The organism is Nocardia carnea, from assembly GCF_029869215.1.
Taxonomy (GTDB): Bacteria; Actinomycetota; Actinomycetes; order Mycobacteriales; family Mycobacteriaceae; genus Nocardia; species Nocardia carnea_B.
Genome location: NZ_JARWPM010000115.1, coordinates 24,205 through 39,960 on the forward strand (window position 1 = coordinate 24,205; position 15,756 = coordinate 39,960).

14 protein-coding genes and 1 pseudogene are annotated in these 15,756 nt (G+C 67.5%); 10 read left to right on the forward strand and 5 right to left on the reverse strand.

Translation table 11 applies throughout. The annotated features are described in order from the left end of the window. Positions 1 to 92 precede the first annotated feature (92 nt). Together QH276_RS07300 and QH276_RS07305 are read left to right on the forward strand one after the other, a co-directional pair. Positions 93 to 1,035: pseudogene (locus QH276_RS07300) on the forward strand (flavoprotein); the annotation flags it as partial. A 559-nt stretch (positions 1,036 to 1,594) separates the two neighbouring features. Then, positions 1,595 to 2,140 carry a DUF2752 domain-containing protein gene (locus tag QH276_RS07305; protein ID WP_280397146.1) on the forward strand — a complete coding sequence of 182 codons (546 nt, stop codon included), beginning with the start codon at positions 1,595 to 1,597 and terminating at the stop codon, positions 2,138 to 2,140. Here the strand turns inward: QH276_RS07305 and QH276_RS07310 are convergent, their stop codons facing one another. From QH276_RS07310 to QH276_RS07320, 3 genes are all read right to left on the reverse strand, one after another. Next, the gene (locus QH276_RS07310; protein WP_175587161.1) at positions 2,141 to 2,356 is read right to left on the reverse strand and encodes a heavy-metal-associated domain-containing protein; all 216 of its coding nucleotides are present in this window, start codon (positions 2,354 to 2,356) and stop codon (positions 2,141 to 2,143) included. 14 nt (positions 2,357 to 2,370) lie between these two features. Further along, positions 2,371 to 3,444, reverse strand: coding sequence for a sulfite exporter TauE/SafE family protein (locus tag QH276_RS07315; RefSeq protein WP_280198113.1), 1,074 nt, complete (start codon positions 3,442 to 3,444; stop codon positions 2,371 to 2,373). A gap of 115 nt (positions 3,445 to 3,559) precedes the next feature. Then, positions 3,560 to 4,027: a hypothetical protein gene (locus QH276_RS07320; RefSeq protein ID WP_280198114.1), complete on the reverse strand. Its 468-nt coding sequence runs from the start codon at positions 4,025 to 4,027 to the stop codon at positions 3,560 to 3,562. Positions 4,028 to 4,476: 449 nt separating this feature from the next. Between QH276_RS07320 and QH276_RS07325 the strand changes: the two genes are divergently transcribed. Both QH276_RS07325 and QH276_RS07330 read left to right on the forward strand, forming a co-directional pair. Continuing rightward, positions 4,477 to 4,893, forward strand: coding sequence for a heavy metal-responsive transcriptional regulator (locus tag QH276_RS07325; RefSeq protein ID WP_163844454.1), 417 nt, complete (start codon positions 4,477 to 4,479; stop codon positions 4,891 to 4,893). Positions 4,894 to 5,078: 185 nt separating this feature from the next. Beyond that, positions 5,079 to 5,225: a hypothetical protein gene (locus QH276_RS07330; protein ID WP_163844451.1), complete on the forward strand. Its 147-nt coding sequence runs from the start codon at positions 5,079 to 5,081 to the stop codon at positions 5,223 to 5,225. Between the two features lie 369 nt (positions 5,226 to 5,594). Here QH276_RS07330 and QH276_RS07335 read toward each other — a convergent pair whose 3' ends face one another. Continuing rightward, a complete protein-coding gene (locus QH276_RS07335; RefSeq protein ID WP_163844449.1) occupies positions 5,595 to 7,856 on the reverse strand; it encodes an MMPL family transporter in 2,262 nt (753 codons plus the stop codon). 116 nt (positions 7,857 to 7,972) lie between these two features. Here QH276_RS07335 and QH276_RS07340 point away from each other — a divergent pair, with 116 nt between their 5' ends. The 6 genes from QH276_RS07340 to QH276_RS07365 all read left to right on the forward strand — a co-directional run bounded on the left by QH276_RS07340 (position 7,973) and on the right by QH276_RS07365 (position 13,927). Next, positions 7,973 to 8,368: an ArsR/SmtB family transcription factor gene (locus QH276_RS07340; RefSeq protein ID WP_163844447.1), complete on the forward strand. Its 396-nt coding sequence runs from the start codon at positions 7,973 to 7,975 to the stop codon at positions 8,366 to 8,368. Next, entirely contained in the window at positions 8,365 to 10,326 is a 1,962-nt protein-coding gene (locus QH276_RS07345; protein ID WP_163844446.1) for a heavy metal translocating P-type ATPase, read from the forward strand. Before QH276_RS07340 ends, QH276_RS07345 begins: the two co-directional genes overlap by 4 nt. Then, on the forward strand, positions 10,323 to 10,853 hold the full coding sequence (lspA, locus tag QH276_RS07350; RefSeq protein WP_163844444.1) for a signal peptidase II: 531 nt from the start codon (positions 10,323 to 10,325) through the stop codon (positions 10,851 to 10,853). The genes QH276_RS07345 and lspA overlap by 4 nt, the downstream gene beginning before the upstream one ends. 28 nt (positions 10,854 to 10,881) lie before the next feature. Beyond that, entirely contained in the window at positions 10,882 to 12,381 is a 1,500-nt protein-coding gene (locus QH276_RS07355) for an MFS transporter (protein WP_256666650.1), read from the forward strand. 90 nt (positions 12,382 to 12,471) lie between these two features. Continuing rightward, positions 12,472 to 13,062, forward strand: a complete 591-nt coding sequence (locus QH276_RS07360) for a cadmium resistance transporter (RefSeq protein ID WP_163844440.1) — start codon at positions 12,472 to 12,474, stop codon at positions 13,060 to 13,062. Positions 13,063 to 13,213: 151 nt separating this feature from the next. Next, positions 13,214 to 13,927, forward strand: a complete 714-nt coding sequence (locus QH276_RS07365) for a helix-turn-helix transcriptional regulator (protein ID WP_256666649.1) — start codon at positions 13,214 to 13,216, stop codon at positions 13,925 to 13,927. 25 nt (positions 13,928 to 13,952) lie between these two features. On the opposite strand, the gene QH276_RS07370 is transcribed toward QH276_RS07365, so the two are convergent. Continuing rightward, a complete protein-coding gene (locus tag QH276_RS07370; RefSeq protein WP_280406671.1) occupies positions 13,953 to 15,614 on the reverse strand; it encodes an N-acetylmuramoyl-L-alanine amidase in 1,662 nt (553 codons plus the stop codon). Positions 15,615 to 15,756: the final 142 nt, after the last annotated feature.

Sequence of the window (15,756 nt, forward strand, 5' to 3'; positions counted from 1 at the left end):
TCCTGAGGCTGGTGGCCAGCTCACTGCGCAGCACCCCGGCATGGCTATTCACTGCGGTCAGAGCAGGTGATCTGGGGTCAGGTGTACTCGACGCGCTCGGTGATCGGGTGCGCTTCGGTGCCGAGGTGGTCGGAATCGCCCGTCGCGGCCGCGACCGCGTTGTCGATGCCGGTCGCGACAACGAACCGCTGACCGTGCATGTGCGCACCCGGGACGGGCGGGAAGAACGGGTCACCGCCCGCGCCGTCATCGACGCCTCCGGCACCTGGTCCACACCCAATCCGCTCGGCGGCGACGGCCTGGCCGCGATCGGCGAACACGCAGCGGCAGAACGAATCTCCTACCGCGTACCCGATCTCGCCGACCCCGCGACCGCCTCCCGCTACGCGGGCAAGCACGTCGCGGTCGCCGGCAGCGGCCATTCCGCCCTCGCCGCGCTGGTCGCCCTCGCCGCGCTCGCCGACGAACACCCCGACACCCGAATCTCCTGGCTGCTGCGCCGCGGCGATATCGGCTCGGGCTTCGGCGGCGGACAGGCCGACCAGCTCCCCGCCCGCGGAGCGCTCGGCCTGCGCGCGCAGCAAGCCATCGAGGCCGGACAAATTCGCGTGGTCACCGGCTTCCGCACCGAATCGGTCGCCCGCGCCGACGACGACCGGCTGTCGCTGACGCCTGCGCACGGCGACCCCGTGCTGGACATCGACGAAGTAGTCGTGCTGACCGGGTTCCGCCCGGACCTGTCATGGCTCTCGGCGGTCCGGCTCGGCCTGGAGGCGACCCTGCAGGCGCCGACCGAGCTGGCGCCGCTGATCGATCCGAACGTCCACTCGTGCGGCACCGTCTACCCGCACGGCGCCAAAGAACTCTCCCCCCGAGCCGGGAGTGTTCCTGGCCGGGATGAAGAGCTACGGGCGCGCCCCGACGTTCCTCGCGATGACCGGCTATGAACAGGTCCGCTCTGTGGCTGCCGCGCTGGCCGGTGACCGCGAAGCCGCCGAACGCGTCGAACTGGTGCTGCCCGAAACCGGGGTATGCAGGGAAAGGCCCGGCGGCGTGCGTGGACGAAGCGCCCGCCGCAACAGGTGCGCTACCGCCACGGATTTGCCGTCCATTTCCTGTGCGGGTTCGGGATGCGGAGGCGTGACGCTTCGACGGCCGCGTGAATCCGGGCATTTAGGATCGCGGCTGCGACCGTGCTGCGCGCAATCCAATTTGTTCGTCCTGGCGGCGGTTGTCGATATCGGCGGCGCGTGGCTGGTCTGTCAGTGTCCCCTGGAGATGCCCCGCGTACGGCCGGTTGTGATTCCCATGGGCGGCCAGTTGCGGATTACCGGCACACACTCGGCGGTCATCTACGACGCCCGCGGCCGGATGCACACCGCCACGCTCCCATTTCTCACCCCTACCGGTATCCCGACCTACAGCCACGTCGACATCGCGGCGGCGACGGACGAGTTCGTGGATGCCTTCCACGCCGATGGCATCGATACCGATCTCTGGTTCGCCGCCCTCACTCTCGGTATCTGGCGTAACGAACGGCTGCTGCACCGCCCGCTGCCACAACTGTCCGCCATAAACCCGGCCGATTTCTCCGATGACAGTGAGTGAACAGCCGAACCGGCTAGGGGAAGGTTTCAGCCTCTCCGCGTTCGGCGAAGAGTTTCCAGTACAAGGCAAGGAATCGATGATGACAGACCGGTCGATAGCCCCTGACACAGCCGCCCGGCGCCGCGGTGACCGGTTGCTGTGGCTCACGGTGTCCGCAGTGGTGATCGCGGCCGCCGCCACCGCGTTGCGCGTGGTCGGGGTGCCGTCGGTGGATCTGCATGTACCGACGCATTTCCTCGGGCTGATGGACCCTTTCTGCGGCGGCACGCGGGCGACGTACCTGTTGCTCGCCGGCGATGTGTCCGAGTCGCTTCGCTACAACCCGGGCGTCCTCGTCCTCGTCCTCGCCGTCGTTGTCCTTGCCCTGGCCCGCGGCGCGGTCGGGGTGCTCACCGGCCACTGGTTGCAGATCGCGCTGCGCCTGGGTATGGGCCGGGCGTTGTGGGTCGTCGTCGTGATTGCGGTGTTGGCGTTGTGGGTGCGTCAGCAGATCAATGCCGACCTGCTGACGCAACCCTGGCCGGTCCCGTAACTATCCGTCGACTACCGCGGTGTAGCCGAGTTCGGTGATCGCGGCGACCACGTCATCGGGGGTGGTGACCGTGGCATCGAGGTCGACGGTGCTGAGGCGCTTCTTCATCGAAGTTTGCGTGCTGGCCACGCCGGGCAGGTCTTCGAGGGTGTCGTCGATGAGCAGTGCGCAACTGCCGCAGTGCATGCCTTCGATCCGGAAAATGTGGGTTGTCATGCGGAGTGGTCCCTTCAGAGAATTGTGATCATGCCCGAGTACATGCCCATGCCGCAGGTGTAGTCCAAGCGGCCGGGCTGCAAAGTGCCCAGGTCGATCCGGGTTTCGCCGTTGGTCGGCAGTGTCGTGGTGATGCCGAGGCTCGGAAAGACCATCGACCGGATACATCCCTGGGTGCCGCTGGTCTTGACTACGAGTGTGGTCGGTACGCCAGCGACGGCTTCGATGTTCTTCGGACTGTAGGAGCCGGTGCTGGCGGTGATCGTCAGGGTCTGCACCCCGTCGGCGACCGTCGCGGCCGAGGCGTCCGCCGCTGGCGGTTCGAAGCCGATCGACTCCCCGATCCGGCTTGCTGCAAGCGGTGAGCCGGCGAGTTCCAGGCCTCCGTTGAGGGTGTAGAAGCCCATCGCGAGCACTACGAGACCGGTGGCCAGGGCCAGCCGGCCCCGCCACGCCGTCGCCGCGACCCGGGCGGCGTATCCGAGGACGGCGAACAGCGGGCTGGTACCGAGTACGAAGACCGCCATGATCGCCGCACCCCACCACGGTGATCCCGACGCCAGGGCCAGCGCTGCCACCGACAGCGTGACTCCACACGGGATCAGGACCGTCAAAACACCCAGCACCGTCGGCGCCATCGCGGCTTGTGAACGTGCCCGCTTGCGCAGGACGCGCATCCAGGATGCGGGTGGCTCGATCACGATGCCTCGGAATCCCGGCACGCCCAGTTGGGCGAGACCGAAGGCGATGATCAGCAGCCCGGCCCCGATCTGCAGCCAGGTCCGCGCGCCGGTCGACAACTGCACGGCCCCGCCCGCGGCCCCCAGCACCGCACCGAGCACGGTGTGAGAGGCCAGTTTCCCGGCGAGGAACCCGCCGACCGGGGCGAGGTCGTCAGCTACCCGTCGGCGCCAGCCGGGCTTCGCAGCCCTTGTCACCGCCGCGCCGGCGGAAGCTCCCGCCGTGGTGACCACTGATGTCGCGGTGCGCTGGCGGGTGATCAAACCGGTGAGCAAGCCGCCTTGTACGGCGGCACAGGACACACCACCGGCGAACAAGCCGGTGACGAGAACAGGAACAAGATTCACAAAAGCCTCCTGCGAGGAGAGGAAAGAGAACGGCATGAGTGATTGCACCGACGACGGAGACGCCGGTGCATACCCGAGACGGTTACAATCTCGACCCGTCCCGGGCGCCCGCTCTCTATGTCCGCAACACGCAGAGTTCAGCCAAAGTCGGTGCACGCGGCAGGACCGCCCGCACCCCTGTTATCCCCACATCCTGAGCCTGACGCAGCGCAGTGGTGACGACTTCTCGACGCGGAAACATGAACGCCGCCAACAACGCCAAAAATGCCGCTAAGCACGCCATCACCAGCCCCGCGGGCGGCGTCGGCGCGGCATCATCGGCCATCGCCATCGGAGTGTCGGGCATGTCGATGCCCATCCCGGAATCATGGCCATGGTCATGTTCATGCGCGCTGGGACCATTAACCCCTGTAGCGCACTGACCTGCCACGCCATCGAACATGACGGCCGACTGCACCATCCCCATCGGCATGCCGGTCTGGCACTGTGCTCCCTGAACGAGTGCGATCCCGACGAATGCCGACAGCACCACCGCGAGCCGCAGCAGCGCAGCTCGTCGGGGAATCATCGGCGCGAAGATCACGCGGCGATGATACTAACTGATTCCGTAGGTTGCTCGGTCAGCTCGCACCACCACGCAAATCGGCGGAGCATCAGGTTTGTGGGCCTTTGTACTCAACAACTCGCTCGCCGCCGCCAACCCCACCAACGCGTTGCTGCATGCCCGTGCGCGACCGAAGTGGCCCATGTCGAGGCTCCGCAGCTCGGCGATCTCGTCGCGCAAGCCGGTCGATTTCCTGCTTCGTGGCATCACTATCTGCCATGCCATCGGGGCCACGGCTTCCGCGATCGCGCATCGACAACATCATCGGCCCCATACCGACCGGGCAGGCCGGCAACGCGAGCGTCTAGAGCAACGATTCCACGTGTAATCACACTTCACGAGCGTGACGTTTCGGGCGCCACAACCATCATGAACCTTCCAGTAGGATGGAATGTCAAGGTGGGGTTCTCGCCGACGTCGGAGGAGCCATGAGAATCGGTGAACTGGCCGCGGCCAGTGGTATCACGGCCAAGACCATTCGCTTCTATGAGCAAGAGGGCCTGATGCCTGAACCTGAACGCACCCCCGGCGGCTACCGGGACTACAGGCCCGACCACATCACCCGGCTGCAGTTCATTCGCCGCGCGCAGGCCGCCGGACTCTCGCTCGCCGAAGCCCGTCAGGTGCTCGACATCGTGGACCGCGGCGAAGCGCCATGCAGCCATGTGGAATCGGTGCTCAGCTCGCGGCTGGATCAGGTCCGCGCCCAGATCGCCGAGCTCGTCACCCTCGAAACTCACTTGGCGGCGCTGCTGGAGACCGCTCATCGGGGCCCGGCCCCCGCCGAGCACGACCGGGCCGCGGTCTGCTGGATCCTGGAATCCGGCGCGGAACCCTTGGCATAAGCGATCTCGATGAAGACCTCGAATCGCCCTGTCGACGGCGGGTAGTCTGCCAACTCCTCGAAGGGGGCCGCCGCAGGAATCTCGAACTTCAAGGCTGGGCGGGCCGACCTGCTTGTCGGGAGGTCCGCCCGCCCTGCCTCGGCATGAGTGGATGCTGGTGTCACATCGGACAGCAGGATCCCATCATGCTGCACAGCATGTCGCAGATCATCTTCAGTGGGTTCACGTGGATCACCTCCTTCGTTGGTCGCCCCGCCCGGTCGGCGGCGATCGGTTCTTCTCCGATCGTGTTGGTCCTGGTCACCGACGTCGCTGGTTTCTGGTTCGCCTGACCCGTGAGTCGCATGGATGCTAAACCTTCCATCTATATGGAAGGTCAAATCGCAGGCGCGGCTCGGCGGCGCCGCCAACATGAACGTTCTAGTGCAGTGGGAGGTCGAGGGGAATCCAGATCGACTCCGCCCGATTCGACAGATTCCCGGCTTGGCGGACGAGAACAGCCGCGCCGGGTAATCCGGCTCGGTCAACAGCCAGCACCCGAGGATTCGAACCTGCGACGCGCGACCTGCCGTTTCCCTGTGGTCATTACTGCGTGGATAGCTGCCAAATCTAGCTCGCGCGGCAGGTCGGCGGCGCATGATCCTCGTCGCAGTCTGGCCGAGCTGTCCGGTGGCGGACACGGGCCTTTCGTCATCGTTGAACTACTCACCGCCACTCCGAGTGTCGGCCTTGCCGGTGTCGGACCGGATGCGGTGCCGGGTCGGTAGCCACCAGTTCCAGTCGCCGAGCAGTCGCATGAGGGCGGGGACGAGGACGAGGCGGATGAGGACGGCGTCGATGGCGACCGCGACAGCGAGGGCGAATCCGAGTTGTTTGAGTTCGAGGATGTCGGCGGTGAGGAAGCTGGCGAAGATGGCGATCATGATCGCGGCGGCTGCGGTGATGGGGCGTGCGGTGTGGGTGAGTCCGGCGGCGACTGCGTGCTGGTTGTCGCCGGTGGTGTCCCAGTATTCGCGGATGCGGCGGATGAGGAAGACCTCGTAGTCCATCGAGAGGCCGAACAGTAGTGCGAACACGACGGTGGGTAGGTAGACCTGGACGAAGCCGGGGCTGGTGAAGTCGAGAATGTTCTCGCCGAGGCCCCATTGGAACACGGCGACGGTGATGCCGAGGGCGGCGCCGGTGGCGAGCAGGTTCATCGCGATGGCCTTGATCGGCAGGGCGATGCTGCGGAACGCGGCGATGAGGAAGATCAGGGACGCGGTCAGCACCAGGGCCACGACCAGCGGCAGTTTGGTGGTCATCTCGTCGGAGAGGTCGACGAATTCGGCGGTGCTGCCGCCGATGCGGATCTCGACTCCGGTCGCATCAGCCGCTGTGTTGCGGAGGTCGCGGATGAGGTCGGTGGCCTCCATCGAGTCGAACGCGACCGACGGTATCGCCATCGCCAGCACTCGTCCGTCGATGAGCTGGGCAGGCAGAACGGTGTCGATGCGGTCGTCGCCGGCGATCTCGACCAGGAACCGGTTGACCTGGTCTGGGGCGTCGCCGGTGAGCGGGGTGTCGCCGGGGCCGGTAGCGATGATCTCGACCGGTGAGAGTGCTCCGGCGGGGAAGTTGGTGGTCAACGCTGTGGTGGCGCGTCCGGTGGGGGTGTCGTCGAGGGCGCTGGTGCCCATGTCGAGGCCGTAGCGGATCCCGAATACCGGTAGCGCAGCGATGACCAGTACCGCTACCGCGGCCGTGCCGAACAGAGCTGGTCGGCGCATGACGAGATACGCCCAGCGCGCCCAGCGGCCGCGGCTGGCACCACGAAGGTCGGTGGCGCTGTCGGCGGGGCGCCAGCGGGCCGGGAGCGCGCCGCGGTTGACAGCAGGGCCCAGGACGGCGAGTAAGGCGGGGAGCAGGGTGACGGCGACGATGAGCATGCTGGTGACAGCGGTGGCGACGCCGATGGCGATACCACGAAAGATCGGTGCCTGGATGATGATCAACGCGCACAGCGAGATCATCACCACAAGCCCCGAGACCAGAATCGTTTTACCCGCTGTGGCAAGTGCGCGGCCGACGGCGGCAGCGATCGCGAAATGGTCGACGACGGTGTGGTGGGCGAGTTCTTCGCGAAAGCGGCTGACGATGAACATCGCGTAGTCGATGCCGACGCCGAGGCCGACCATGGTCGCCATGGCCACGGTCAGGGAATCGAACGCGGTCACCGTGGTGAGGGTGAACAACACCCCGACCGCGGTCAACAACCCCGCGATCGCGACTCCGATCGGGACCGCCGCGGCGGCCAGGGCGCCGAGCGCGAGGACGAGCAGGATCAGGGCGACCGGGACGCCGATCACCTCGGCACGGGCCAGATCGGCGTTCTGTAGTTCGGTGGCCGCGTTCTGCACCGCCGAGTACCCTGTCAGCCCCACATCGATGGAGGCGTCGCCGGTGGTGGCGATGGCCTCTTGTAGGTCGCGAGCGACCCTCGCGCGTTCGGCCATGTCGCCGTCCATGCCGGCCAGCGCGATCGCGACGTGACCGTCGGCCGATATCTGGGATCCGGGCAGCCCGTCGTAGGGGCCGACGACATCGACCACGCCGTGCACCTCTGCGGCGGCGGTAACCGCGCGAGCGACCGCTGCGCGAAATTCGGTGTCGGTGGCGGTCAGGGCAGATGATCGCAGCACGATGACTGCCTGCTCGGCGCCGAACTGTGGGAAGTGCTGGGCGACAAGACGATCCACCTCGGTCGACTCCGAGCCTTCGACACCGAAATCCATGGCGCCGAGCCGGTTCTCGAGCAGCGGGTACGCCAGCGCACACACCGCCAGCAACAGCCCCCAGATCGCCAGAATCACACGTCTGCGCCGCGCCATGAGAACGCCCCACCGATACAGCAACCCAGGCGAGCCAGGTGGCAGTGATTGCTGGGGTGACCTCTCGGTCACGATGGAGTGCTGCTGGTCCACCGTGTACTCCCTCCGTAGCCGACCCTCATTGATCGCCGAGAAGCGATGTGATCGTTGAAATGAGATTAGTCACGGCGAGGTTCGATATCAACACCATTTCGCGCTATCATCGTTTTATGGCGATTGATCATGGCGAGGGTTGTCTCGCCGAAACGCAAGGCCTGGATCCGGCGGTGGCGTTGTTCCACAGCCTCTCGGACGCGACACGGCTGGCGATCGTGCACCGGCTGGCGTGCGGGGAAGCGCGGGTATCGGATCTGATGGCAGGGCTCGGGCTGGCGCAGTCGACGGTGTCGGCGCATGTAGCCTGCCTGCGCGACTGCGGGCTGGTCGTCGGCCGCCCCCAGGGTCGGCAGGTGTTCTACAGTCTGGCGCGGCCGGAGTTGATGGACCTGCTCGCCTCGGCGGAGACCTTGCTCGCGGCGACCGGTAATGCGGTGGCGTTGTGCCCGAACTACGGCACCGACGCCACAACCATCACGACGGAGACGACTGCGGAGGTGCGAGCATGAGCGACGCGTGCGGCTGCGGCCACGACGAACCCACCGGAGACGGTGAAGAGGAACGGGAACCCGAAAAGCTCTGGGAAGTCAGCGAACTGCGCGCCGCCGCGGTCGCCGGGGTGCTGCTGGTCGCGGCACTGATCGTCGGCTGGACCGGCGGGCCACGCCCCGTGGAATTGGGCTTGGAGATCGCCGCACTGCTGGTCGGCGCCTACACCTTCGTCCCGTCCACGCTGAAACGCCTGGCGAAGGGCAAGATCGGTGTCGGCACTCTGATGACGATCGCCGCGATCGGCGCGGTGATCCTCGGCGAGGTCGGCGAAGCCGCGATGCTGGCGTTCCTGTTCTCCATCAGCGAAGGCCTCGAGGAGTACGCGGTCGCCCGCACCCGACGCGGGTTGCGCGCCCTGCTGAACCTGGTCCCTGACCGAGCCACTGTGCTGCGCGACGGCACCGAAACCGTGATCAGCCCGGCGGAGCTGCGGGTGGGGGACCGGATGCTGGTTCGCCCGGGTGAGCGGGTCGCCACCGACGGTGTGATCGTCGACGGCCGCAGCGCGCTAGATGTTTCGGCGATCACCGGCGAATCGGTCCCGGTGGAAGCCGGACCGGGGGCGGAGGTGTTCGCGGGGTCGATCAACGGCACCGGCGTACTGACCGTCGAGGTCACCACGACCGCTGAGGACAACTCTTTGGCGCGGATCGTGCGGATCGTGGAAGCCGAGCAGGCCCGCAAGGGCGATGCCCAACGCTTGGCGGACAAGATCGCCAAACCGCTGGTCCCGGGCATCATGATCGCGGCCGCCGCGATCGCGGTGATCGGGGCGATCTTCGGGGATCCGGTCACCTGGATCGAACGTGCCCTGGTGGTGTTGGTGGCGGCTTCGCCGTGTGCGCTGGCGATCTCGGTGCCGGTCACCGTCGTGGCCGCGATCGGTGCGGCGAGCAAGCTGGGTGTGCTGGTCAAGGGTGGTGCCGCGCTCGAGGCGATGGGTCGGGTCCGTGAGGTCGCCCTCGACAAGACCGGCACGCTGACCGCGAACAAGCCCGCTGTCGTCGAAGTCTCGGCTGTCACCGGTGTAGAGCAGGCAACAGTGCTCGGTGTCGCCGCGGCGCTGGAATCGCGCAGTGAACATCCCCTCGCTCGCGCCATCCTCGCCGCCGTCGACACCTTCACTCCTGCCACCGGCGTCGAGGCCGTCACCGGCGCCGGATTGGCCGGCATGGTCGACGGGCGTCCGGCCCGGCTGGGTCGTCCGGGCTGGATCGAACCGGGTGTGCTGGGCGCCGATGTGGAGCGGATGCAGCACGCGGGGGCGACTGCGGTGCTGATCGAACTCGACGGCCAGGTGATCGGTGCGATCGCCGTGCGCGACGAACTGCGGCCCGAGGCGGGTGAGGTCATCGATCGGTTGCACGCCTTGGGTATTCGCGTGTCGATGCTCACCGGCGACAACGCGCGTACTGCCGCCGCGCTGGCCGCTGAGGCCGGGATCGAGGACGTGCACGCGGACCTGCGCCCGGAGGATAAGGCCCGCATCGTGGGCGAACTGCGCACCGACCGGTTCACCGCGATGGTCGGCGACGGTGTCAACGACGCCCCCGCCCTGGCCACCGCAGACCTCGGTGTGGCGATGGGTGCGATGGGGACCGACGTCGCCATCGAAACCGCCGATGTGGCATTGATGGGTGAAGACCTGCGACACCTGCCGCGCGCGCTCGAGCACGCCCGCCGCGCCCGCCGGATCATGTTGCAGAACGTCGGTTTGTCGCTGGGGTTGATCACGATCCTGATCCCGCTGGCCCTGTTCGGCGTCCTCGGGTTGGCGGCGGTGGTGCTGGTCCACGAACTCGCCGAGATCGTCGTCATCGCCAATGGTGTCCGCGCCGGCCGCACCAAACCCCTGGCCGCGGCGCCCGGCTTGGTGGCGAAGCCCGCTCCGGTACTGACCGGAGCCTCCGCGTGATCGCCACCGTGTCGTCTGCTTCCCCCGTTTCGCGGTGGGGGCGGCGGCTGCGGTGGGCCGCCGCCGCGGCCGCACTCGCCGGGATCGACCTGGCGCTCAAAGTGTGGGCGCAGATCGCGCTGGACGGGTCGCCGATCGAGGCGGGGCCGGTGGATCTACGGTTGGCGTTCAATCCCGGCGCCGCGTTCTCGATCGCCGCCGACGCACCGAGCTGGGTGATGCTGTCGGTCACCACGCTGATCACCACCGCGGTCGCGGTCGGCGGATGGGTTGTGGCGCCGCGCGCGAACCTGCTCACCCGGGTCGCGCTCGCCGCAATCCTGGGCGGTGCCGTCGCCAATGTCATCGACCGGGCCCCCGACGGGTTGGTCACCGATTACCTGCATACCGGCTGGTGGCCGACCTTCAACCTCGCCGACACCTTCATCGTGCTCGGTGCGATCGCCCTCATCATCCCCACCCTGATCGGAAACTCCGATGAGCGAGAACAACTCTCACCCGATCACCACACCGACAATCGGGACTGAACCGAGCCCATCGCGTCGGTGGGCAGGGTTGGCGGCGCTGGTCGTCGCTCTGCTCACCGTGGGGCTGGACCTGATGGTCCTCAACGTCGCCCTGCCGACCCTGGCCCAAGACCTGGGCGCGAGCACCACCCAGCTGCAGTGGATCGTCAACGCCTACACCCTGGTCTTCGCCGCGCTGATGCTGCCCGCCGGTGGCTTCGGCGACCGCTACGGCCGCAAACGGCTGCTGCTGGCAGGTCTGGTCGCCTTCGTCGCCGCCTCGGCATGGGCCGCCTACAGCGGGTCCACCGGTTCGCTGATCGCCGCCCGCGCGGTCATGGGCATCGGAGCCGCGATCATCGTCCCACTCTCACTCGGGATCCTGCCGACCCTGTTCCCACCTGAGCAGCGCCGCCGCGCGATCGCGGTGTGGGTCGGCGCCCTCGGCGTCGGCCTGCCACTGGGCCCGATCGTCGGAGGCTGGCTTTTGCAGCACTTCTGGTGGGGCTCGGTGTTTCTCATCAATGTCCCGGTAGGCGTCGCCGCTGTGGCCGCCTGCGTTGTGCTGCTGCCCGAGTCGGCCGATCCGGACACGCCGCCGCTGGATTGGCTCGGAATCATCACCGCGGTCTCCGGTACGGCGGCGGTGGTGTTCGCTGTCATCCAGGCCCCCGAGTACGGGTGGACCGACCCGGTCGTGCTGGCCACTCTCGCAGCCGGTGTGGTGCTGACCGTGGGGTTCCTGATGTGGGAACGGCGGACCCGCCACCCTCTGGTCGATCTGGCACTGTTCACCAATCCCGCATTCGCCTGGCCCACCCTGGCCGCCACTGCGGGCACCTTCACCCTCGTCGGAGTGCTCTTCGTGCTGCCGCAATATCTGCAGATCCTGCGCCACCACGACGCCTTCGGCACCGGACTGCGGCTCGTTCCGTTGGTGCTGGCGATCATCATCGCCGCGGCCGCTGTCGACAAGATCGTCACCCGCGTCGGCGCGAAAGTCCCGATCGTCACCGGAATGGTAATCGCCTCAGCCGGTTTCGTGCTCGCGTCCCGTATCACCGTCGACTCCGGCTACGGCTTCGTCGCGGTGTGCCTCGCGGTTATCGGCCTGGGCGCCGGGCTGGCGTTGGCACCGGCGGTCGACGCGGTCATGGCCACCCTGCCCGAACACCGCAGCGCCGCAGGGGCTGGGTTGCTGATGGCCATTCGACAGGTCGGGGCCGCGTTCAGCGTCGCCGTCCTGGGCACCCTGCTCACCGTCGCCTACACCCGCGACCTCGACCCCCACCTGAGCGGGCTGCCCGAACCGGCGACGAGCGCGGCACGCGACAACATCGCCGGAGCGCAACTGGTCGCAGCCCGGCTTCCTGACCCCGCGGGTGCCGATCTGGCCGCCACCAGTGCACACGCCTACACCGAAGCCATGTCCGCGGTGTTCCTGGCCAGCGCCGCCGTCAGCGCACTACTCGCCGCGGCCATCGCCGCCAAACTCCCCAAACAGACAGCATCGCCGGTGCGAGCATCGCCGGCTCCCAACCCGCGATGAGGTAGACAGTCGGTAGCGAGCCGCGAGGGTGCAGCCCGACCGCGCACGTCCGCAATCAGTGTGTCCTCCCCGAGAAAGGCATCCACCGGTATGGTTACTGCGATCTTGCAGGCGACCGGACTCTTCCTGGTGACCAACATCGACGACATCATCGTGTTGTCACTGTTTTTCGCCCGTGGCGCGGGAACTCGCGGAACCACCCTCGCCATCGCAACGGGACAGTATCTCGGGTTCGGCGCGATCCTCGTCGCGTCCGTCCTCGTCGCGCTCGGTGTGACCGCGTTGCTGCCGGAACAAGCTATCGCCTACTTCGGGCTGATTCCGCTGCTACTGGGTCTGCTCGCCGCATGGAGAGCGTGGCGAGACCACGGTGATGACGATGAACGGGTCGAGGGCAAGAAGGTAGCCGTGTGGACGGTGGCCGCGGTGACCTTCGCCAACGGAGGCGACAACATCGGCGTCTACGTCCCTGTCTTCGCGACCGTGGGAACGGCGGCGATCATGGCCTACTCGGTCGTGTTCTTGCTGTTGGTCGGAGTTTTGGTGCTCGCCGCGAAGTTTCTCACCACCCGCAAGGGCATTGCTGAGATCTTGGAGCGGTGGGAACACATCCTCTTTCCCCTCGTTCTGGTCGTTCTCGGAATTGTCATCCTCGTCAGTGGCGGTGCGTTCGGCCTGTGATCGCGCACCGCCCTGCTTACACAACGAAGGAAGGACGCGAGCTGACCTGTCTGTACCCTCGATCGCGTTGTCAATGGCTGTCCGGGAACAACCGCACACGGCGCGTGTCGAGGTGAGCGCTCCCGAGCACCGATGGTCCGGAGGGGTTTCGTTGGCTCCCGGGCTCATGACCTTCACCGGCGAGATCGGCGACGCACCCGCCCACGCCCACGCGGCCGTGCAGGTGCTCTTTGTCGCGCGCGGGCGACTGACCCTCTCCGACGCGACCGGACATACCGCACCCGCCCTCGCCGCGATCATCCCACCCGGTGTGGTCCACCAGGTCCGTACCGAACCCGGCACGAGCGGATTCCTCGCGTTCCTCGATCCCGACAGCGTCACCGCCCACGCAGCACTGGCCCGACTGGCCGGGCAGCCGCGCCACGCAGTCACGAGCTGGGTCAGCGTCGCCGCGCCCGCACGGGCGTCGCCGGTCGGCGGCCCGGTCTCCGGATCCGTGCGCCGGTCCTCGCATCCGGTCGTGGCCGAGGCGCTGCGCCGGGCAACCTGCTGGGCGGGAGGGCCACCCTCGCTGGGCGAACTCGCCGCCGACATCGGGTTCTCGGCGAGCCGCCTCTCCCACCTATTCACCGCCCAGGTCGGGTTGCCGTATGTGGCGTGGCGGCGGTGGGTGCGCCTGCAGCTCGGATTCGCTGTCGTGCGTGAAGGCGGTTCCCTCACCGAAGCCGCGCACACAGCAGGCTTCGCCGACAGCGCCCACCTCACTCGCACCTGCCGCGACCTGATCGGTATCTCTCCGACCGAAGCCCTCGTCGCCACCGGATGGCGGCCACCACCACCACGCGAGCGAGCCACCACCGAATAACGCTGCACGCAGCGCGCGAGCTACCTCACTGCCCGGCCACCGGCACCTCGCCGGGCCCAGCTTCTGGAGTAACAGGCAGCACCGGAGACGGTACCTGTGCAGCTTCCGCCGGAACCGGAACCGGTGCTGGTGCTGGTGCTGGTGAAGTGTCTGCTGGTGCAGGCGCCGGAGAGGCCGGCGGCCTCGGATGATCGGGATCTGGCTGGGGCAGCCCCAGTGCGGTGACGTCACCGGTCGCCTCGTTGAGCACCAACGACCCGCGACCGAAATCGACCCGCACACCACCAGGGACCGGGTACTCGTTGCTGCGCGGCGTGCCCAGCAGGCCGTTGTCCCCGCCGAGCTGGGCGAACCGTTGCCCGATGCGCCCGGCCACTTCATAGACCTGACCGTCGGGGGCTTGGAACAGGTAACCGTTGACGAATCTGGCGTACTGCCCGCCCTCGGCGGTGGGTACCGGCTCCGAGGCCGCCAACCCCAGCCTTCCCTGCGGCCCACCGGCATCAACCCAATGCCGAGCCAACACATTGCGGTCGACCAGATCCAACAGTTTGCCCGTCAACGCCACCAACGCCGACATATCGGCGTCAGCATCAGGATCGGGTTGCGCGGGAACCGGTGCCGAATCATGCCCGCCCGGCACCTGTTTCGGCCCTGCACCCGAGCTCACACCCGCAGCGATCGAACGGATACGGTCCATCAGCGCATAGGCGGCGTCCCCGGCGCATGTGGTGTTACCGACATCGCGATGAGAGAACACCACCGGCAACTGCACCTGTTCACCCTCGCCATACGGAGTGAACTCGGTGCCCTCGGAGATCATCGTGGTGGTCCCTCGAGGATCCAAACCCGCGACACGAGCGCGCCATCCGATGAACTGACCCATCGCGGTGATCGCCACCTGGGTCGGTTCCTCGGATTCGTGATTACCCATGAACGCCACTCCAGCGGTGTTTTCGTTGAAACCACCGGTGTGCGCGCCCTGCACAGGCCGGTCCAAACCGCCGAAATGGCCTTCGAAGATCTGGCCGTATTTGTCCACCAGCGCGTGGTAACCGATATCGCACCAGCCCAACGTTTCGGCGTGGTAGGTGTAGATGCCGCGCATGATCGCCGCGGACTCGGCCTTGCTGTAGTCGTTGCGGCCCGCGGTGTGATGCACTACGACCCCGCCCAGGCCGTCGTCGTAGGTCGGATCTTCACACCGCATCGATTCATCGGCGCCCCATTGCGCGCGGCTGATCACCCGGGGCCCGCCACCAGCCAGCGGAGCCGCGATCGCCGACAGGTTCTCTTCACCAGGGCCGGGATCGAGCAACACCGCGCTCATCTCCGGGACTGCGAGCCCGAAATGGTCCGGGCCCGCGACCGGGGTCGGTCCCCGTGATCCGGGCTCGGCCGTGTCGGTGGGCTTGCGCGTGCTCAGGATTTGCACCGCGTCGGTGTCACCGACATAGACCGGCTCACTACCCTGTATGCGGCCCGAACCGGGGCGACGAGCCGAGACACTGTCGTCGGTCCCGGCCTCGAACCACGGACCCCAGGAACCGTCGAGTTGGCGGGCCCGCACCATCGCGGTGACACCCGCGAGATCCGGCGCGGTCAACCCGACCATGCTGAAACGGCTCCCGTTGGTGAGCTCAGTGACCTGAACCCCGACCCGATCCGCCAACTGCTCGGGCACCACACCCGGATCCAACGCCGGAGTCCGCGCCGCAATACGGGCGGCCCCCCCCGCGGGAACCAACCCCCAAGGCCCCCCCCCGGGACCCCCCGGCCCCCGCGGGGGGGCCGGGGCCCCCCCCCCAAACCCCCCCCTAACGGGGTGG